The sequence below is a fragment of the Methylobacterium sp. Leaf112 genome (assembly GCF_001423295.1).
Lineage (GTDB): Bacteria > Pseudomonadota > Alphaproteobacteria > Rhizobiales > Beijerinckiaceae > Methylobacterium.
In genome coordinates this window covers 75,347-95,323 of sequence record NZ_LMNG01000011.1, presented here as the reverse complement: position 1 = coordinate 95,323, position 19,977 = coordinate 75,347, and the positions used below count along the sequence as shown (strand labels likewise).

Below are 19,977 nucleotides of genomic sequence, written 5' to 3'. Positions count from 1 at the left end.
GTGCAGGTCGCGACGGGCAGCAACGATACCGAGAGCCATCTCGTGTTCGACGATGGGTTCCTCGTGGCGATCCTGGTTCACCTGTGCGAGCAGCACGGGTCGGACGCCGGCCGGTGGTTCCTCGAAGCCGGATTCGGCCGCGTCGACCATCCGAACCCGCCGACCTTCGCCAGCCTCGACGCCGCCCAGGACTGGATCACGCACCGCCTCGCCACGACGGCAAGCTCCGCACTGTGATGCCGAGCCCGGGTGCCGATCCGCATGGGCGGCGGCAAATCGCGCCACACCGACCACCATCCCGGTGGCGCCGTCGCCGATACGGCCGCTTCCGGCGCGTTCGCTCGGGATCGTGGGCACCCAGGCCGGGCGTAGCATCCGCGCAGCGAGCGAGCTGCGGTGCGTCCATGTCCGGATCGCGAGCGGTGGGCCGTGTCCGCTGCACCCTCGAAGGCGTCGGCGCGACTGCATCGCGCCACCGGCAGGTGCCGGCTGATCGCGACGGCATCGCTCACCCCCTGGTCCGGGTGGCGCACCGGTCCGCCGGGATGGCGGCGGTCGGACGCCGCGCCGCGGTGCGGGCCCCGGCGCCGTCGTTGGCAAGCCCCGCAGGGTCGTTGGCAAGCCCCGCAGGGTGGCAGGCGCGGCCGGCGGCACGGCGCGCTTTCGCGAGGGCCGCGAGGGTCCTGGGATCGGCACCGTCCGCGCGGGCCTGCGCCTCCCACGCGAGAAGATCGGCGAAACGCCGCTCCTCACCAGTCAGCGGACCCTCGGCGAAATCCTCCCGTATCGCCGCCCGGTCCCGCTCGCCCAGCGGCCGCTCCGTCGTCGCCGGAGGCCGGGAGGGCGCCCGCTCGGCCATGGGTCTCACGCCAGTTCGGAGGTGGTCCGATCGACGGCCGGCGCGCGCACCCGTCCATCCCGCCGGGGAATCTCCGCGTCGATCCGCCGGAACGTCGCGAGCGCCTGTCCGACGATCTGGTCCATGTTGTAGTAGCGATAGGTGGCGAGCCGGCCGACGAACCAGACATTCCGCTCGTCGCGGGCGCGTTGCTCATAGCGCTTGTAGAGCGCCTGATGCGCGGCGCACGGGATCGGGTAGTAGGGCTCGCCCTCGGCGGACGGATACTCGTAGGTGAGGGCCGTGCGCGGATGCGTCTGCCCGGTGAGGTGCTTGTATTCGGTGACCCGAGTGTAGGCCTCCGTCTGCGGATAGTTGACCACGCCCACCGGCTGGTGCCACGCGACGTCGCGTGTGACGTGTTCGAAGCGCAGGCTGCGATAGGGCAGGGGGCCGTAGCAGGTGTCGAAGTAGGTTTCGATCGGACCGGTGAAGATGGTGCGCCGCGCCCGTGCGGTGGGACCGAGGCTGCGGAAGTCGGTGCCGAGCGCCAGCGTGATGTTGGGATGGTCGAGCATTGCGGCGAACATCGCCGTGTAGCCGTGCTTCGGCATCGCCTGATAGCGATCGGTGAAATAACGGTCGTCCCGGTCGGTCCGGGTCGGAACCCGAGCGGTCACCGACCGGTCGAGCTCGGAGGGATCACGGCCCCATTGCTTGCGGGTGTAGTCGCGAAAGAACAGCTCGTAGAGTTCGCGGCCCACCGTCGAGACGACGACGTCCTCGGCGGTTCGGATCTCCTCGACGGGCTCCGCCCGGGCGGCGAACCAAGCTTCGAGCTCGGGGGACGTCAGAGACAGTCCGTACAGCCGGTTGATCGTGTCGAGGTTGATCGGGATCGGCACGCGCTGGCCGTTGACCTCGGCGAGGACCCGGTGCTCGTAGGGCCGCCAGGCCGTGAAGTCGGACAGGTACGCGAACACCGCCTGTGCGTTGGTGTGGAAGATGTGCGGCCCGTAGCGGTGGATCAACAATCCGTCGGCGTTGAGACAGTCGTAGGCGTTGCCGCCGATGTGATCGCGCCGGTCGACCACGAGGATTCGCTCGCCCCGCTCGCGCGCGAGGCGCTCGGCGAGCACGCTGCCGGCAAAACCGGCTCCGACGATCAGCCAATCGTACATCGGTCTCGAACCTCGACTGTTCGGGCCGCGGGGAGGGCGCGCAGCGGACGGCCCCATCGCGGACGGGAGGGGATCAGACGGTCTCGCGCATCACCGGACGCGGCGAATCCGACATCGGTTCGCCGAGGACCGCCATCATCCGCGCCTCCATGTCGGCCCAGGTTCGATCCCAGGAATCGCCGGCGAGGCGGGCGTCGACACGGGCGAGCCACGGCGCCCGTGCACGCGCCATCAGGGCTTCGGCCGCGAGGGCGGCGGTGCCCGGCGTGTCGGCGATTTCGACGAGGCCGGCCTCGCCGTACCCGCGCACCACGTCGACGATGGGCGTCGAGATCACAGGCAGGCCGGCGGCGAGAAATTCCGGCGTCTTCGTCGGGCTGATGAACCGCGTCGCGGCGTTCACGGCGAACGACATCAGCCCGAGATCCCAATGCGCCAAGTAGTCCGGGAGATCGTCGTAGAGTTTCGGTCCGAGCCAATGGATGTTGGGCCGCTTGGGTAGTTCGGCCGGATCGATCTTCACGACGGGACCGAGGATGACGAACTGCCACTCCGGCCGAAGATCGGCGAATTGGGCGAGGAAGTCGGCGTCGAACCGCTCGTCGACCACGCCGAAGAACCCGAGGCGCGGCCGGGCCAGGGCGGCCTGGTCCGCCGGGTCCGGGGTCGTGCCATGGCGGGCACGGGCGAAATGCGCGGTTTCAACGGAGGACGGGAAGCAGTGGATGTCGGGATGGGCATCGCGCTTGGCGGCGTAAAGACTGTAGCCACCGGTGAAGACGAGGTCGGCGGTGGCCAGCAGCGTCCGTTCCTGCGAGACCAAGGCGTCCGAGGCACCCCGGAAGGCCGACAGCTCGTCCATGTTGTCGTAGATCGTCAGGTCGCGGTGCAGCGTCTGCGTAAAGGCGAGGGCGGCCGGCGTATAGTACCAGAACACCCGCGTGCGATGACGGGAGCCATCCAGTTCCCGTGCGACGAGGCCGTGAAGGACCTGCGCAAGGGACTGCGTGTCGGCGGGATCGACGATGGGAACGAGCACTTCGAGGGACGGGCCGACGCCCTCGCGTTTCAGCCGCGCCGTACCGCCCGCCTCGAAGACCGGCTCCTCGATGAAAAGGACGTCGAACCACTTCGCGGCGCGGGTGAGAAGGTGCTGCGGGCGCTGACGGACGAAGTTCCAGCGCAGATGAGAGAAGCACACAAGCAGAGGGCGTGGACGGGACGATGGATCACCGTGCTGTTCCGCGGTGGATTTGCGATATTCCGGAGCAGGACTTCGATACCCAAAAGTGGGAGGAGTATTCAGAACCATGAGATCCGACACGCCGACCGGATCGGGCGAAAGTCCAGATTCCTGCTTCACGTTTCGCGTCCCCTCTACGAGGTCGTTGGGCGATCACCCGAGAACAGGTCTCGTACAATTCGGGATCGATAAAGCGTTGATATTTTCGCTGCCGAACCCTGTCGTTCTCATAGGTTAAAGATTGCGGCGGTATTCATGGTCAGTATTACGAGATGGAGTCTGATTACGATTTCGGGCGGTAGACGATGATCGGTGCGAAGTCGGAACAGCGGCCGCCCGGTTCGCGGTGGGTCGGTTCGTGAGCGCCGGCGGCGCGCCACTCGAACTCTGGGGCGGCTTCGAATGCACCGTCGCGCGGATCGGAGACCGATTCCGGGATCAGGTGCGCGAGACCGGTCATCGCTGGCGCAGCGCGGATCTCGACGCCGTCGCACGGCTCGGCATCCGCGCCCTGCGTTATCCGCTCCTGTGGGAGAGCGTCGCGCCGGAGGTTTCGGCGACGCCGGATTGGTCGTGGCAGGATGCGCGTTTGAACAGGCTTCGGCGCCTCGGCATCGTTCCCATCGTCGGCCTGCTCCACCACGGCAGCGGACCGTTCGGCACCGGTCTCCTCGATCCTGACCTGCCACGGCTGTTCGCCGCGTATGCCGATCGGGTCGCCCGTCGCTACCCCTGGCTGCGCCAGTTCACGCCGGTCAACGAACCGCTGACCACGGCGCGGTTCGCCGGCCTCTACGGCCATTGGTATCCCCACGCGCGCAGCGAGGCCGCGTTCCTGCGCATGGCGGTCAACCAATGCAAGGCGACTCTCCTGGCCATGCGGGCGATCCGCCGGCTGATCCCCGCGGCGCGCCTCGTCCAGACCGAGGACATCGGACGGACGTTCAGCACGCCGGCCCTCGCGGGCCAGGCGGCCTACGAGAACGCGCGACGCTGGCTCAGCCTCGATCTCCTGTGCGGCCGGGTGGATCCGGCCCATCCCTGGTACGAGCGCCTGATCGATCATGGCGTTCCGGCGGCGGATCTGGCCCTGCTCGCCACGGGGGAGGGAGCGCCCGGCCTCATCGGGGTCAACCACTACCTCACGAGCGAGCGCTATCTCGATGGCCGCCTGCGGGCCTATCCGGCAGCCTCGCGGGGCGGCAACGGCCGCCAGCGTTACGCCGACGTGGAGGCCGTGCGGGTCGCCCTTCCCGAGGGCGCCACGGGTCCCGCCGCCCGCCTCACCGAGGTGTGGGAGCGCTACCGCATTCCCGTCGCCGTCACCGAGGTGCACCACGGCTGCAGCCGTGACGAGCAGCTGCGCTGGCTGGCGGAGGTGTGGAACGCCGCCACGGCACTGCGCGACCGGGGCGTGCCGGTGGAAGCCGTGACCGTGTGGTCGCTCATGGGCGCGGTGGATTGGAACAGCCTGCTCGTCGACCGCGCGGGGATCTACGAGCCCGGCGCCTTCGACATTCGGGCACCGAAGCCCCGCGCGACCGCCCTGGCGACGGCCGTGCGCGCCCTCGCGACCACCGGACGCTACGACCATCCGGTCCTCGATTCGCCGGGCTGGTGGCACCGGCCGGTCCGGTTCTACCGGCGGCAAGCGGGCGCGGTGGCGATGCGCCCGGACCGCGCCCGTCCGCTCCTGATCCTCGCTGTGGATGGCCGCCTCGCACAGGGCCTGGTCCGGATCTGCCAGGACCGGGGGTTGCACCGGGTGACGGTGCCGGCCGGCGCGTCGGAGGAGGACCCGACCCTCGACGCCCTCATCGCCCGGCATGCGGCCTGGGCGATCATCGACGCCGCCGGCCTCGACGCCGATGCGGCGGGCCGGGAGGATTCCGGCGCGGCCCGCCCGGTCTGCGCCGACCGGGCGGGCCGCATCGCCGCGGCCTGCGCCCGCGCGGGCCTCCCGCTCCTGACGTTCTCCAGCGATCGCGTCTTCGACGGCAGCCTCGGCCGACCCGCCGACGAGGCGGATCCCGTCAGGCCCGACGGCCCCTACGCGCACGGCGTCGCGGCGTCCGAGGCACGGATCCGATCACGGCATCCACGGGCACTGATCGTCCGCCCCGGCCTCGTCTTCGATGCGCCCGACCCCGCTTTCGCAGCCGTGCCGCTCCGCGACGCGCACGGAGAGGGGACGGAGACGCCTCCCGGCCAGCCCGAGCTCCTGTCCGTCAGCTATCTGCCGGACCTCGCCCATGCGGCGCTGGATCTTCTCATCGACGACGTGTCCGGGCCGTGGCACCTCGTCAACCGTGGGGCGGTGGACCGGGACGCAGCCCTCGCGGAGATCGCGCACGGTGTCGCGGGGCATTCGCCGACGGCCGTCGGATCCGGGATCCTGCGGATCAACCGCGCGCTCACGAGCACGCGCGGCCTGCTCATGCCGACGCGGGCGAGCGCCCTGCAGCGTTTTCGCGATGCCGTCGCGGCGGCGTCCCCCCTAGCCGTGCGGCAGGCCGCGGAATGACTGGTACCCAAGGCGGCGCCGTTCCAGGCCCGGTGACCCGGGACGCCGGCGCGCTCAGCCCGACGCCGTTCCTCGGCGGGTTCGAATGCTCGACCCATCGCCGCCGCGACGGGCAGCGCCTCGACCTCATCGCCGCGACGGGTCACGACACCTGGGCGGCGGCCGATTACGCGGCCCTGCGGGCCCTCGGGCTCGGTGGCGTCCGCGACGGCCTGCGCTGGCACCGGATCGAGGTCGCGCCCCGGGTGTACGACTGGTCGAGCGCCCTGCCGATGCTGCGGGCGGCCCGCGCCAGCGGTCAGCGGGTGATCTGGGACCTCTGCCATTACGGTTGGCCCGACGACCTCGACATCTGGTCCGAGGCCTTCCCCGTACGCTTTGCCGCGTTCGCCGCCGAGGCCGCCCGGATCGTGGCCGCCGAGACGGACGGCGCGCCCGCCTTCTGCACCGTCAACGAGATTTCCTACTGGGCCTGGGCCGGGGGCGATGTCGGCCGCATGGCGCCCCTCGCCCTCGAGCGGGGGCCGGAGCTCAAGCGCCAGCTCGTGCGCGCCTCCGTCGCCGCGACGCGGGCGATCCGCACCGCGGTGCCGGACGCGCGCTTCCTCGATGCCGAACCCCTGATCCACGTCGTCGCCGGCAGCCCGGAGGACGTGCCCGCCGCCGAGGCCTACCGGACGGTGCAGTACGAGGCCCTCGACATGGTGAGCGGGCGCCTCTGCCCAGAGCTCGGCGGCGGTCCCGATTGCCTCGATGTCGTCGGGGTGAACTTCTACCCGGACAACCAGTGGGTCCATGACGGGGGAACGATCCCCCTCGGCCACCATGCCTACCGACCCCTGCGCCACATGCTGGCGGAGGTTCATGGCCGTTACGAGCGTCCGCTCCTGGTGGCGGAGACGGGCGCCGAAGGCACGGCCCGGGCGGCGTGGCTGCACTACGTCTGCGGCGAGGTTCTGGCCGCGCGCCGCGGCGGCGTCCCGGTCGCGGGGATCTGCCTCTATCCGATTCTCGATTATCCCGGGTGGGACGACGGGCGCCCCTGCGCGGTGGGCCTGTTGTCCGCACCCGACCGAGACGGACGACGGTTCTGCGATCCGGATTTCGCCGCGGAACTCCGACGCCAGCAGACTCTGTTCGCGCAGGCTCCAGGCGCCGCATGAAGGATGGTCCCCTGGTCGCTCCGCACCTGTCCGGTCCCGGCCGGTTCATCCGGCACCACCTGCTGTGCTGGCGCTGGCATTTCGGATCGCTGTTCACCCTCGTGGTCGCGGCCTCCGCCTGCGGCGTCGGACAGCAATACGTCCTGAAGCAGTTCGTCGACGCCATGACCCGGCCGGCCGACGCCGCCTCGGCCGTCACGGCGGTGCTGCTGCTGTTCCTCGGCCTCATCGCCGCCGAGGGCGTGCTCGCGCGGCTCACGGGGTGGCTCGCCTGCCGCACCACCGTGGGCGTCGGGGTCGGCCTGCGCCTCGAACTTTTCGACGAACTCAGCGCGCAGTCGATGCGCTACTTCGCGGAGAACCGCGCGGGCTCCCTCGGCCAGCGCATCACCGCCACGGCCGGCAATTTCGGCGCCCTCATCAACACCCTGGTGTGGCGCATCATTCCGCCGGTGGTGGATGTCGGCGGCGCGGTGATCATCTTCGCGACCATCGACGGCCGGCTCACCGCCGCCCTCCTGGTCTTCGTCATCGGCGTCACCCTGGGCCTGATCGTGTTCGGGGAGCGCGGCCGCCCCCTCCACCGCGCCTATTCGGGCGAAGCGGCCAAGGTGGCGGGCGACCTCGTCGACACCATCACCAACATGTGGACGGTGAAGGCCTTCTCGGCCCGCCGCCGCGAATGGCTGCGCCTGCGCACCGGGTTCGAGGCCGAGGCGACGGCGCAGCGCCGGAGCTGGATGTACCTCGAGGTGGCCCGGCTCCTCCACGACCTCGCCCTCTGGGCGATGGCCGCCGGCATCCTGACCTGGGCGGTGATGTTGTGGAGAAGCGGGCAGGCCAGCCCCGGCGAGGTGGTGGTGGTGGCGAGCCTGACCCTGCGCATCCTGCACAGCTCCAAGGACATGGCTCTCTCCCTCGTGGACGTGGCCCAGCAATTCGGCTTCGTCGAGGAGACCCTCGCGGTCATCGCCCAGCCGCGGACGGTGCCGGATGCGCCGGGCGCGCCGGACCTCGTCTGCGGCGGCGGCCGCATCGAATTGCGTGACGTCGCCTTCGCGTACGGGGCGGGACGGCGCGTCCTCGACGGCGTCACCCTCACGATCCCGGCCGGCCAGTAGGTCGGCATCGTCGGGCCATCGGGCGCCGGTAAGTCGACCCTGGTCCAGCTCCTGCAACGACTTCACGACGTCCAGCACGGCACCATCCTCATCGACGGCGTGCCCATCGCGTCCGTGCGCCAGGATTCCCTGCGCGACGCCCTCGCGGTGGTGCCCCAGGAGATCAGCCTCCTGCATCGCAGCGTGCTGGAGAACATCCGCTTCGCAAGACCCGAGGCCGACGACGCGGCGGTGTTCGCGGCCGCGCGGGCGGCGGCCTGCGACGGGTTCGTCCGCCGACTCCCCGACGGCTACGAAACCGTCGTGGGCGAGCGCGGTGCCAAGCTGTCGGGGGGGCAGCGCCAGCGGATCGGTATCGCCCGCGCCTTCCTCAAGGATGCACCGATCATCCTCCTCGACGAGGCGACCTCCGCCCTCGACACCGAATCCGAGATGGCGGTGCAGGCCGCCCTGGTGCGGATCATGCGTCGGCGCACGGTGGTCGCCGTCGCGCATCGCCTCTCCACCTTGACGGGGTTCGACCGCATCCTCGTGATCGACCAGGGCCGCGTGGTCGAGGACGGCAGCCCCGCCGCCCTGCGCGGGGCCGGCGGCGTGTTCGCGCGGATGTGGCAGCTCCAGGCCGATGGGCTGCCCGGCCATGACGGACCCGTGGAGGCGCAGAGCCGGGCGGACATCGCCCGCATCGCCTGACCCTTCGCACCGGCGTGGTTCGGTGCACGATCACCGCCGTGCGGACCCCGCCCTCGCCCGATCAAGCCGAAGTGGCGTGCCCCGTCGGCTCCAGCCGCTCGGTCACCGGCCCGTCGGCATCGGTGATCCGAATGCGGACGGGGACCGATTTCGCCGCCGGGGTCTTCGACGGCCCGTCGTGGTGAGACAGCGGCATCAACGGATTCATCTCGGGGTAGTAGGCCCCGAGGCAGCCATCCGGCAGAGAGAACGGCACGACCTTCAGGCCGTAGACCGTCCGCTCGATGCCGTCCTGCGCATCGCTGACGAGGGCGACCACCTGTCCCTCGCGCAGGTTCGCCCGGGCCATCTCATCCGGATTGACCAGGAGCACGTCGCGCGTGCCCTCGATGCCGCGCATGCGGTCGCTATAGCCGTAGATGGTGGTGTTGAACTGGTCGTTCGAGCGCAGGGTGATCAGGCGATAGCGTCCCGGGGCTTCGGAGAAGCCCACGGCGTTCCTCTGCTTCGGCGTCGTAAAGGCCGCTCGCTTCGTCTCGGTCTTCCAGATGCGCTCGCGGGCCGAATTGCCCCGATAGAAACCGCCCGGGGTCCAGAGGCGTTCGTTGAAGTCGCGGAACTCGGGTCCGTAGGTTCGCTCGATCGCATCCCGGATCAGGCCGTAATCCCCGACCCACGCGTCCCAGGTCACCTTCGGGTTCGGCGCCAGGGTCGCCTTGGCGATTCCCGCCACGATGTCGACCTCGGATTTCAGGTGCGGGCTCGCGGGCGTGCGGCGGCCGAGGGACCCTGAGATGCAGCTGAACGTATCCTCCATGCTGACCGCCTGCGGGCCGGTGGCCTGCCGGTCCTCCTCGGTCCGGCCCCTGCACGGCAGCAGGTAGGCGATCTCGCCGTTGACGAGATGCGACCGGTTGAGCTTCGTCGCGACCTGCACCGTGAGGCGCATCTTCGTCCAGGCCGCCTCCATCAGGTCCCGCTCCGGGATGGCGTGGACGAAGTTGCCCCCGAGCCCAATGAAGCTGCGGATCCCGCCGGACAGGATACCCTCGCAGGCCTCGACGGTGTTCACGCCCTTGTCGCGCGGCGGTTCGAAGCCGAACTGCTCGGCGAGCTTGTCGAGGGGCACCAGTTCGGACTTCTCCGAGATGCCGACGGTGCGCTGACCCTGGACGTTGGAATGGCCGCGCACGGGCGAGATGCCGGCGCCGTCGCGCCCGATATTGCCCTTCAGCAGCAGCAGGTTGACGAACAGCGCGACGTTCTCGAACCCGTTCCTGTGTTGCGTCAGGCCCATGCCGTAGATGCCGATCACCCGGTCGGCCTTGACGTAGACCTCGGCCGCGCCCTCAATGGCCGCGCGCGACAGGCCGGATTCGTGCTCGATCTCGTCCCAGGGCGTCGCCCGGACCTTCGCCTTGAACGCGTCGAGGCCCGTCGTGTGCTGCTGGATGAAATCGACGTCGAGGACGCGTTCGCCCCGTTCCTTCGCGGCGTCGTCGGCGGCGAAGACGTGCTTGCACAGGCCCATCAGCACCGCGATGTCCCCGCCGGGCCGGACCTGATGGTACTGCGAGCTGATGCGGGTTTCCTTCCCGGTCAGCATCTCCACCGGGCTCTGCGGATTGGTGAAGAACTCCAGGCCCCGTTCGCGGACGGGATTGAAGGTCACGATCTCGACGCCGCGCTTGGCCGCCTCCTGCAGGGGATGGAGGAAGCGCGGGGAGTTCGACCCGGTGTTCTGTCCGAAGAAGAACATCGCGTCGCAGTTCTGGAGATCGTCGAACACCACCGTGCCGACGCTGGCGCCGATGGTCTGCTTGAGGGCCACCGAGGTGGTCTCGTGGCACATGTTCGAGCTGTCGGGCAGGTTGTTGCAGCCGTAGAGCCGGGCCAGCAGCCCGTAGAGATACGCTGTTTCCAGGCTTGCGCGGCCCGAGGAATAGAACACCACGGATTTCGGAGCGAGGCGCTTCAACTCGGCGCCGATCTCGGCGAACGCCTCGTCCCAACCGCAGGGCACGTAGGTGTCGGTCGCGGGGTCGTAGCGCATCGGATGCGTCAGGCGGCCCTGCTGTTCGAGTTCGTAATCCGTCCAGGTACGGAGTTCCGTCACCGTGTGCTCGGCGAAGAAATCGGGCGTGCAGCGCAGGGAGGTGAGCTCCCACAGGGTCGCCTTGGCGCCGTTCTCGCAGAACTCGAACGGGTGGTAGTCCGCGGGCTTCGCCCAGGAACACGACACGCACATGAAGCCCTTGGGCTTGTTCTGGCGGAACAGGGTCTCGGTCGCCAGCGGCGTCGCCCATTCCCGGCCGAAGATCTCGGTGATGCCGCGTACGGAACCCCAGCCGCCGGCCGGACCGTCATAGTGAGCCGTCGTCTCGTCGTCGGACATTCGCGTGCTCCACGTCGGCCATTCGGGTCTGGGCAAGTTGCGTGAAAGGAACGGCTCACTCGGAGAAATAACTCGGGGCGCATCCAAGCTGACGAAGTGGTAAAGCCTACCCTCGTTCGCGAGATATAACCCATGTTGTAGACCGAAGGCTGCGTTGGGTCTTGGTTGGCGATGGCGCAGTGCCTCGGCACACTCTGTTTTCGACCCTGTCGTCATGGTTCGCGAACGGTTTTGTCTTGCGCGTCTTGAAGGCGTCGGGTGCCGTGGCACGGGGTACGTGCGAGGGATGGTGCAGATTTTTCGTCCGGGGGCCGACACGGTCGTCCGCTTCGTCCTCGCGTCGCTCGCCACGGTCCCGGTCTTCGCCGTCGGGGGCGCCTATGCGGTCTGGCGCTCCCCCTACGTCACGGGGCAGGGCGTCACCCGCGAGCAGCCGGTGCCGTTCAGCCACGCGCATCACGTCGGCGGCCTCGGCCTCGATTGCCGCTACTGCCACACCGCCGTGGAGAAGGCGGCCTTCGCGGGCATTCCGCCCACGGACACCTGCATGTCCTGCCACTCGCAGATCTGGACCAATGCGCCGATGCTGGCCCCCGTGCGCACCAGTCTCGCCGAAGGGCGCCCCCTGCGCTGGCGCCGCGTCCACACTCTGCCGGGCTACGTCTACTTCAATCACGCCGTGCATGTCGCCAAGGGTGTCGGCTGCACCACCTGCCACGGCGAGATCCAGACGATGAAGCTCGTCCGGCAGGCGGCCCCCCTCACCATGGGCTGGTGCCTCGACTGCCACCGCGATCCGGCCCCGAACCTGCGCGCCCGCGATGCGGTCTTCGACACGGCCTGGACCGCGCCCGCCGATCAGGCCGCCCTCGGGGAGCAGCGGCTGAAGGAATACCACATCCGCTCGCCCGAGCGTCTCAGCGAATGCTCCCTATGCCACCGCTAGGCCCGCCCTCGCGGCGCGAGCCCCTCACCTCGCGGCGCGAGGCCCTGACCCTCCTCGGCGCCGGCATCGCCCTGGCGGCGGGCGGGTGTACGAAACCGTCCGAGGAGATCGTGCCCTACGTGCGGATGCCGGAGCGCCTGCTGCCCGGCGTGCCCGTGCGCTACGCGACGAGCCTGTCGCTCGGCGGCTTCGCCCGCGGCGTCCACGCCATCGCGGTGGACGGGCGCCCCATCAAGATCGAGGGCAATCCGCTCCATCCGGCGAGCCGCGGCGCTACGGACGTCTTCGCCGAGGCCGCGATCCTCGACCTCTACGATCCCGACCGTTCGCGCACGGTGACGGAGCACAAGAGCGGCATCGCCTCCTGGGAGATGTTCGAGCGCGCCCTGGCCGGGCCCCTGGCGCGGGCGCGCAGCCGCAACGGCGCCGGCTTTCACCTCCTCACCGGGCGGGTCACCTCGCCGACCCTCCTGCGCCAGATCGCGTCCCTCCTGCGGGCGATGCCGGACGCCGTGTGGCACGTCCACGAACCGGTGGACGACACCCACGCGACGCGCGGCACCGTACGGGCCTTCGGCCGCTCCTTGAGGGTGCTGCCCCGGCTCGACCGCGCCGAAGTAGTCCTGTGCGTCGGGGCCGATCCCCTCGGGCCCGGCCCGGATCAGATCCGCTTGGCCTCCGGTTTCGCCGAGCGCCGCCGCGACCCGGGCCGGTTCGGCCGGCTCTACGTCGCCGAATCCGCCCTGACGCAGACGGGGATCAAGGCCGATGCGCGCCGCGCGCTGCCGCCGCACGCACAGGCCGCACTGCTCGTCGCCTGCGCCAACGCCCTCGGGGCCGGATTGCCGGCGCCCGACGCGAGCGAGGCGGTCCGGCGCTTCGCCGAAGCCGTCGCGGCCGACTTGACGGCGCATCGCGGCCGCGCCCTCGTCCTCGTCGGTCCGGCTCTGGCGCCGGAGCATCACGCCCTCGCGCATTGGATCAACGCCCGCCTCGACGCCCCCGTGGACGTCATCGAGCCCCCGGACCGCATGGACGGGCGTACCCCCGCGGGGCTCACCGCCCTCGCGGCCGCCCTCGATTCCGGGACCGTCGAAGGCCTCGCGATCCTCGATTGCAATCCGGTCCTCACCGGCGGCCCCGACCTCGATCTCGGCTCCCGGATCGGCCGGGCGGCGTTCAGCGTCCATGCGGGCACACACGGGGACGAGACGGCCGGCGCCACCCACTGGCACCTGCCGCTGGCCCACGAACTCGAGGGCTGGTCCGACCTGCGCGCCGTCGACGGCACCGCCAGTCTGGTCCAGCCCCTGATCCGGCCCCTCTACGGCGCCCGCTCGATCCACGAGATCGTGGCCTTGTTCGGCGAGTCCCCGGCCCGGTCGGGCTACGACCTCGTGCGCGAGACTTGGCACGAGACCTGGAGCGAGACTTGGCGCGAAAGCCGGCCGGCCCGCGAGGCGGCGGCGTTCGAGGCATGGTGGCGCCAGAGCCTGCACGACGGTGTGATCGCCGGCAGCGCGGCGGCGGCGATCACGGTGGCGGATTCCGCGCCGCCGAGCTTGCCGCCCCGGATGGGGGCCGGCTTCACCGTCGAACTGCGCCCCGATCCGTGCCTGTGGGACGGGCGGTTTTCCAACAACGCCTGGCTTCAGGAATGCCCGAAGCCGATCTCGAAGCAGGTCTGGGGCAACGCCCTCGCCCTGTCGCGCGGCGAGGCGGACCGGCGGGGCGTCGGGGCCGGCGACGTGGTGCGCCTGAGCGTGCCGGGGCGGACCGTCGAGGTGCCCGTCGCCGTCGAATCCGGCGTGGCCGACGGCGTCGGCGTGCTCACCCTCGGGTCCGGCCGCGCTCGCGCCGGGGCCATCGGCAACGGCATCGGGGCGGATGCCTACCGCCTCGTGTCCCGGGCCGAGCGCTGGCTCGTCACGCCCGTCGACCTCGCCGCCACGGGCCGCACCGGCGCGGTGCTGCGGACGCAGAATTACGTGCAGGTCGAGGGCGAGACCGCGAAGCTCTTCCGGCAAATCGATCTCGCCGACCTCGCGACCGCCACGCCGAAGGGAATCGGCGCCGACCAGCCGTCGCTCATCGAGGCCTGGACCGGGGATGCCGATGGCCATGCCTGGGCCATGGCCATCGACACGAATGCCTGCATCGGCTGCAACGCCTGCGTGGTCGCCTGCCAGTCGGAGAACAACGTCCCGGTGGTCGGCCCGGAGGAGATCGCGCGGGGCCGGATGATGCACTGGCTGCGCATCGACCTCTACGATGCCGGCACGCCCGAGGCGGTGAAGGCCGGGTTCCAGCCCGTGCCGTGCATGCATTGCGAGCACGCGCCATGCGAGCCGGTCTGCCCGGTGGCGGCCTCGGTGCATGATGGCGAGGGCCTGAACCTGCAGGTCTACAACCGCTGCGTCGGCACCCGCTTCTGTCAGGCGAACTGCCCCTACAAGGTCCGCCGCTTCAACTTCTTCGGCTACGCCGACGGTCAGGAATACGCCAACCTCGACGCCGAGCCGATCCGGGCGCAGCGCAACCCCAACGTCACCGTGCGGGCGCGCGGCGTCATGGAGAAATGCACCTACTGCGTCCAGCGCATCGCCACGGAGCGGCAGGGGGCCGAGCGGGACGGCCGCGCCATGAACGACGTGGTCACCGCCTGCCAATCGGCCTGCCCCACCCGTGCGATCACCTTCAGCGACCTCGCCCGGCCGGGCAACCCGGTCTCGGCCCTGCGGGCGGACCCGCGCCACTACGCGCTGCTGGAAGAGCTCAACACCCGCCCGCGCACCACCTACCTGGCCAATCTGCGCGCGCCGAATCCCGATTGGGCGGAGGACCACACGTGAGCGGGGTTGGGCAGCACCAAAGCTGGATCGCGCCCGCGCGCCTCGGCGACGCCGAGATCACGGCCGCCGTCGCCGATCCGATCCAGAAGCGCGGTCCCGGCAAGGCGTGGTTCGTCGCCTTGCTCTGCGTCCTGCCCTTCGTGCTGCTGACGCTCTTCGCCATCGGGGCGGTGCTCACCGTGGGCATCGGCCTGTCGGGCGTGAACACCACGGTGGTGTGGGGCGTCTCCATCGCGAATTACGTCTGGTGGATCGGCATCGGCAACGCCGGAACGCTGATCTCCTCGATGCTGCTGCTGACGCGCCAGCACTGGCGCGCCTCCATCAACCGCTTCGCCGAGGCCATGACCCTGCTGGCCGCCGCCATCGCGGGCCTGTTCCCGATCATCCACCTCGGCCGACCGCTCTACGCCTATTGGCTGGCGCCCTACCCGAACACCATGGACCTGTGGCCACAATGGCGCTCGGCCCTGGTCTGGGATTTCTGGGCGATCCTCAGCTACCTGCTGTTCTCCCTCGTCTTCTGGTTCACCGGCCTGCTGCCCGACCTCGCCACCCTGCGCGATCGGGCCACCACGCGGCCGGGCCAGGTGATCTACGGCGCCCTGGCGCTCGGCTGGCGCGGCTCGGCCCGGCACTGGCAGGTCTACGAGACCTTCCACATGACCATGGCGGCCCTGGCGATCCCCCTCGTCTGCTCGGTCCATTCCATCGTCGGCCTCGACTTCGCCGCGAGCCTGATGCCCGGCTGGCAGGAGAGCCTCTTCCCGCCCTACTTCGTCGTCGGGGCGATGTATTCGGGCTTCGCCATGGTGGTGGTGCTGGCCATCGCCATTCGCTGGGGCCTGAACCTCCAGGCGATGATCACGCGGGCGCATTTCGACGCCATGGCGAAGGTGATGCTGTTCGCCAGCATCGTGATGACGTTCTCCTACGCCACCGAGTGGTTCATGGCCTGGTACGGCGGCGAGCACGCCGACAGGACGGTGGTGGGCTATTTCTTCACCGGCGATTACCGCTGGCTCTACGCCGCGCTGCTGTTCTGCAACTGCCTCGCCCCGCAGGCCCTGTGGTTCCCCGCCGTGCGGGTCGACCTGTGGGCCCTCGCCGCCCTCGCGATCCTGATCAACGTCGGGATGTGGCTCGAGCGCATCCTCATCGTCTGGAACACCCTCGCGCGCGGCTACGCCGTCAGCCTGTGGCGGACCTACCAGATCAGCCTCTACGACCTCGCGATCCTATTCGGCCCCCTCGGGTTGTTCGTCCTCGGCTTCCTCGTCCTGGCGCGCCTGCTGCCCCTCGTGTCGATGCACGAGGTCCGCCAGCTCAGCCACCGCGCGGGCGCCGCATGAGCGGGTCCCGCCCCCACCTCCTCGCCGAGTTCGAGACGGCCGAGGCCTTACTGCGGGCGACCCGCCTCGGCCATGCCGACGGCCACAGCCCCGTCGACGCCTTCACGCCCTTCCCCGTGGAGGATCTTGCCGGATTGTTCGCGCCCACGCGCCGATGGGTCCGGCCCGCCATGGCGATGGCGGGCTTCGGCGCGGCGGGGCTGATGTACGCCCTGCAATGGTACAGCGCGGTCCACGCCTACCCGCTGAATTCCGGCGGGCGGCCCCTGCATTCCTGGCCGGTCTTCCTCCTCGTGCCGTTCGAGGTCGGAATCCTCGCCGCCGCCCTGGCGGGCTTCGTCGCCATGCTGTCCGCCTGCGGCCTGCCGCGCCTGCACCATCCGCTGCACGCGATGCCGCAATTCGAGCGGGCGAGCCAGGACCGCTTCCTGCTCCTCATCGCCCCGAAGGACGATCCGCGCGCCCTCCGCGTGCTGCTCGAAGGGGCGGGCGCCCGCTTGGTGTCGGAGATGCACTCATGAGGCGGTCCCGAGACGCGCGCCGCCCGCTCCGCGTGGGACTCGGCGTCCTCGCGCTCCTGCTGCCGCTCGTGGCCTGCGACGACCAGTCGATGCGGGTCCAGAAGCGCTATCGGGTCTACGGCAAGGCGGCCCTGTTCGCCGACGGTGCCGAGGCCCGGACACCCCCGGACGGCACCGTGGCGCAGGGCGATCTCGCGGCCGAGGCGGCCTTGCGCGATGCGCCCCCCGTCGACGCCGCCCTGCTGCGGCGGGGCCGGGCGCGCTACGACGCCATCTGTACGCCCTGCCACGGCTATACCGGCCACGGCGACGGAATGATCGTCCAGCGCGGCTTTCCCGCCCCGCCCTCCTTCCACGAGGACCGCCTGCGGGCGGCGCCGGCGGGCTACCTCGTCGCCGTGATCACCGAGGGCTACGGCGTGATGTATTCCTACGCCGCCCGCGTCGAGCCGCGGGATCGCTGGGCCATCGCCGCCTATATCCGCGCCCTGCAACTCGGTCAGGGCGCCCGCGTCGCCGACGTGCCGGGTCTCGCGGAGGCGCTGCCATGACGGGCGCGCCGTCGATCGCCGACGCCCTGGCGCGGGGCTGGCTCCTCGCCTGGATCGTCTGGAGCATGATCCCCGTCGGCAGCCTCGTCTGGGTGATGATCCACGCCGTCACGGGCGGCCGGTGGGGCGACGCTCTCGCTCCCGCCCTGCGGCCCGCCACCGCCCTGGTGCCCCTGGCCGCCCTGACGTTCCTCGGCATCGCCGCTACCCTGCCGGCCCTCTACCCCTGGGCGGCCGATCCGGGGCGCGTGAAGGCGGATGTCGCGCGCCTCTACCTCAATCCGGCGGCGTTCGATCTGCGGGCCGGCCTCGCGCTCGCGGGCTGGTCGGGCCTCGCCCTCCTGGTCCTAACGGGGCGCTGCACCCGGCTGGTGGCCGGCCTCGGCCTCGCCTTCTACGGGTTCAGCCTCAGCCTCGTCGCCGTGGACTGGATCCTGTCCGTCGAGCCTGCCTACGTCTCCTCCGCGTTCGCCGCCGACATCGCTCTGCACCAGATGCTCGCCGCCCTCGCGTGGGCGGCCCTGGTGGGCGTGCCCGGCCGCGACGGACAGCGGACGGGCGACCTCGCCCAGCTCATTCTCGCGACCCTCCTGGGCGTCCTCTACATGGGCCTGATGGCCTACGTGGTGGCGTGGTACGGCGACCTGCCGTCGAAGGCCGCGTGGTACCTGAAGCGTGGCGAGGGCACCTGGCGGGCGGTGCTGCTCGCCGCCTTCGTGGCCGGCGGCCTCGTCCCGTTCGGGATGCTGCTCTTTTCTGCCGTGCGCCGCAGCGCGGCCCTGTTGCGGGCGGTGGGCGTCCTCGTCCTCGTGGGCCTCGCCCTCCACCTCGCCTGGACGCTCCTGCCGGCCTACGGCGACGGGGCCGGTGCCGCCGCGGCGGCCGGGCTCGCGGGCCTCGCCGTTCTGGCCCTGCTGTCGCGCCGCGCCGCGCGATTCACCGCGCGCACCTTCGCCGACGCCTCCGCGCCGGAGAGCCGGCATGCCTGAGCCCATGCCTGAGCCCATGCCTGAGCCGTCGCGCGACCGCATCCACGACGACGTCGCGGATCACGCCGATCCCGGCCTCGAGGCGCCGGGCATCGCCCTGAAGCCGGTGCTGCTCACGGGCCTCGGCATCGTGGTGTTCGTCGGGGCGTCGCTGGCCGGCCTGTGGCTGTACTACCGGAGCGAGGTGCCGGGACCGGTCGCTCAGGCCCCCCGCGCGTTTCCCGGGCCGCAGCTCCAGCAGAATCCCGGCGGCGACCTCGCGCGGTTCCTCGCCGATCAGCGTCACCGGCTGGAGGGCTACGGGTGGGTCGACCGCGACCGCGGCATCGCCCGGATGCCCATCGGGGAGGCCATGCGCCGCCTCGCCGATCGGGGCACGACCGCCTACGCCGCGCCGGTCCAGCCCGAACGCTGGCCCAGCCTCGGAAGCCGCGGCGGCGCGGTCAGCGCGCTCCCGGCGCCACGGGGGAGCCCCGGCGCCGCCGCGGCGTCCGGTCCCGCCGGCGGGGGCGCCCCATGATGCAGCGTTTCGTGCCCGCGTGGCTCATGCCCGAAGCCGCCTCGACGCAGGCCGCCAAGGTCGACGCGATCTTCTTCGGCCTGACGGTGATCTCGGCCGCCATCGTCCTCGTGGTGGTCGGCCTCGTCGTCACCTTCGCGATCCGGTTCCGGCGCGGCTCGAAGGCCGATCGCGGCGCCCTGCCGAGCGTCGTGTCGCGCGAGTTCGAGATCGGCTGGACCGCCGCCACCCTGTTCGTGTTCCTGTTCATCTTCTGGTGGGCGGCCTCGGCCGAGATCGGCGCCTACACTCCACCGAAGGACGCCATCGAGATCCACGTCGTCGCCAACCAGTGGATGTGGAAGACGCAGGCCTCCAACGGCGCCCGCGAGATCAACGAGCTGCACGTGCCCGTGGGCGCGCCCGTGCGGCTGATGCTGACCTCGCAGGACGTGATCCATTCGTTCTACATCCCGGCCTTCCGCCTGAAGCGCGACGCCGTGCCGGGCCGCCAGACCGAGACCTGGTTCCAGGCCACCAAGACCGGCACCTTCCACCTCATGTGCACGGAGTTCTGCGGCACCGACCACTCGCGCATGCTCGGCCGCGTCATCGTGATGGAGCCGCAGGATTACGCGGCGTGGCTCTCGGCCCAGCCCGAGGGCGACGACCTCGCCCATGCGGGCGAGCGCCTGTTCACCGAGCGCGGCTGCGCCGGGTGCCACGCACCGGGCTCCACGATCCACGCGCCGGACCTCGCCGGCCTCTGGGGCAAGACCATTCCCCTCGAAGGCGGTCGCACCGTCACGGTGGATGCGGCCTATATCCGCGATTCGATCCTCCAGCCCGCGCGCGACATCGCCGCCGGTTACGCGCCGATCATGCCGAGCTACGCGGGCCTACTGACGGACGGAGAGGTGCAGGAACTCACCGCCTATCTCCGCGCCCTCGGGGCCGGCCCCCGCACCGTGCGCAGCCCCGGCGTGCCGCCGCTCTCCTCCCGCGTGCCGGGGTCCGCCCGCGAGCGCAGCCCCGCCATGGTGCCGGGCGCGCCCGTCGCGGACACGCCGGCCCCCGCCGGACCGGCGGTGGGCCCGTGACCCGCCCCG

General features: G+C 70.8%; 17 protein-coding genes and 1 pseudogene. 14 read left to right on the top strand and 4 right to left on the bottom strand.

The annotated features are described in order from the left end of the window. Window positions 1–237 (top strand): hypothetical protein (locus ASF52_RS22860; RefSeq protein ID WP_082515222.1); only part of this gene is annotated, 237 nt, incomplete at its 5' end. A 271-nt stretch (window positions 238–508) separates the two neighbouring features. Here ASF52_RS22860 and ASF52_RS22480 read toward each other — a convergent pair. The 3 genes from ASF52_RS22480 to ASF52_RS06745 all read right to left on the bottom strand — a co-directional run bounded on the left by ASF52_RS22480 (window position 509) and on the right by ASF52_RS06745 (window position 3,220). After that, window positions 509–868, bottom strand: coding sequence for a hypothetical protein (locus ASF52_RS22480; RefSeq protein WP_156629989.1), 360 nt, complete (start codon window positions 866–868; stop codon window positions 509–511). Next, complete coding sequence (gene glf / locus ASF52_RS06750) at window positions 865–2,019, bottom strand: UDP-galactopyranose mutase (protein WP_056169608.1); 1,155 nt, start codon at window positions 2,017–2,019, stop codon at window positions 865–867. The genes ASF52_RS22480 and glf overlap by 4 nt, the downstream gene beginning before the upstream one ends. 73 nt (window positions 2,020–2,092) lie before the next feature. Then, a complete protein-coding gene (locus ASF52_RS06745; protein ID WP_244473729.1) occupies window positions 2,093–3,220 on the bottom strand; it encodes a glycosyltransferase in 1,128 nt (375 codons plus the stop codon). Window positions 3,221–3,596: 376 nt separating this feature from the next. On the opposite strand from ASF52_RS06745, the pseudogene ASF52_RS23440 reads away from it, so the two are divergent. From ASF52_RS23440 to ASF52_RS23145, 5 genes and pseudogenes are all read left to right on the top strand, one after another. Then, window positions 3,597–4,748: pseudogene (locus tag ASF52_RS23440) on the top strand (family 1 glycosylhydrolase); the annotation flags it as partial. Between the two features lie 180 nt (window positions 4,749–4,928). After that, a complete protein-coding gene (locus tag ASF52_RS23435; RefSeq protein WP_274533783.1) occupies window positions 4,929–5,786 on the top strand; it encodes a sugar nucleotide-binding protein in 858 nt (285 codons plus the stop codon). After that, window positions 5,783–6,949, top strand: a complete 1,167-nt coding sequence (locus ASF52_RS22855; protein ID WP_056169605.1) for a hypothetical protein — start codon at window positions 5,783–5,785, stop codon at window positions 6,947–6,949. The genes ASF52_RS23435 and ASF52_RS22855 overlap by 4 nt, the downstream gene beginning before the upstream one ends. Next, entirely contained in the window at window positions 6,946–8,070 is a 1,125-nt protein-coding gene (locus ASF52_RS23150) for an ABC transporter transmembrane domain-containing protein (RefSeq protein ID WP_244473728.1), read from the top strand. The genes ASF52_RS22855 and ASF52_RS23150 overlap by 4 nt, the downstream gene beginning before the upstream one ends. 6 nt (window positions 8,071–8,076) lie before the next feature. Further along, window positions 8,077–8,763, top strand: coding sequence for an ABC transporter ATP-binding protein (locus ASF52_RS23145; RefSeq protein ID WP_274533782.1), 687 nt, complete (start codon window positions 8,077–8,079; stop codon window positions 8,761–8,763). A 61-nt stretch (window positions 8,764–8,824) separates the two neighbouring features. Here the strand turns inward: ASF52_RS23145 and ASF52_RS06725 are convergent, their stop codons facing one another. Next, window positions 8,825–11,158: an FdhF/YdeP family oxidoreductase gene (locus tag ASF52_RS06725; protein ID WP_056169602.1), complete on the bottom strand. Its 2,334-nt coding sequence runs from the start codon at window positions 11,156–11,158 to the stop codon at window positions 8,825–8,827. Window positions 11,159–11,444: 286 nt separating this feature from the next. On the opposite strand from ASF52_RS06725, the gene ASF52_RS06720 reads away from it, so the two are divergent. Genes ASF52_RS06720 through coxB form a run of 8 tightly spaced genes read left to right on the top strand, consistent with a single transcriptional unit; the run spans window position 11,445 to window position 19,968 of the window. Continuing rightward, on the top strand, window positions 11,445–12,104 hold the full coding sequence (locus ASF52_RS06720) for a cytochrome c3 family protein (protein ID WP_056169600.1): 660 nt from the start codon (window positions 11,445–11,447) through the stop codon (window positions 12,102–12,104). Next, window positions 12,092–14,956: a 4Fe-4S dicluster domain-containing protein gene (locus ASF52_RS06715; RefSeq protein WP_056169597.1), complete on the top strand. Its 2,865-nt coding sequence runs from the start codon at window positions 12,092–12,094 to the stop codon at window positions 14,954–14,956. Before ASF52_RS06720 ends, ASF52_RS06715 begins: the two co-directional genes overlap by 13 nt. Continuing rightward, on the top strand, window positions 14,953–16,308 hold the full coding sequence (gene nrfD / locus ASF52_RS06710) for an NrfD/PsrC family molybdoenzyme membrane anchor subunit (protein WP_056169594.1): 1,356 nt from the start codon (window positions 14,953–14,955) through the stop codon (window positions 16,306–16,308). Before ASF52_RS06715 ends, nrfD begins: the two co-directional genes overlap by 4 nt. Beyond that, the gene (locus ASF52_RS06705) at window positions 16,305–16,829 is read left to right on the top strand and encodes a DUF3341 domain-containing protein (protein WP_056169591.1); all 525 of its coding nucleotides are present in this window, start codon (window positions 16,305–16,307) and stop codon (window positions 16,827–16,829) included. The genes nrfD and ASF52_RS06705 overlap by 4 nt, the downstream gene beginning before the upstream one ends. Further along, window positions 16,826–17,380 (top strand): c-type cytochrome, encoded by a 555-nt coding sequence (locus tag ASF52_RS06700; protein WP_056169588.1) that lies wholly within the window; start codon window positions 16,826–16,828, stop codon window positions 17,378–17,380. Before ASF52_RS06705 ends, ASF52_RS06700 begins: the two co-directional genes overlap by 4 nt. 14 nt (window positions 17,381–17,394) lie before the next feature. Beyond that, window positions 17,395–18,369 (top strand): hypothetical protein, encoded by a 975-nt coding sequence (locus tag ASF52_RS06695; protein WP_056169650.1) that lies wholly within the window; start codon window positions 17,395–17,397, stop codon window positions 18,367–18,369. Next, complete coding sequence (locus ASF52_RS06690; RefSeq protein WP_244473727.1) at window positions 18,362–18,889, top strand: hypothetical protein; 528 nt, start codon at window positions 18,362–18,364, stop codon at window positions 18,887–18,889. Before ASF52_RS06695 ends, ASF52_RS06690 begins: the two co-directional genes overlap by 8 nt. Continuing rightward, window positions 18,889–19,968, top strand: a complete 1,080-nt coding sequence (coxB, locus tag ASF52_RS06685) for a cytochrome c oxidase subunit II (protein WP_443136660.1) — start codon at window positions 18,889–18,891, stop codon at window positions 19,966–19,968. Before ASF52_RS06690 ends, coxB begins: the two co-directional genes overlap by 1 nt. Window positions 19,969–19,977 lie beyond the last annotated feature (9 nt).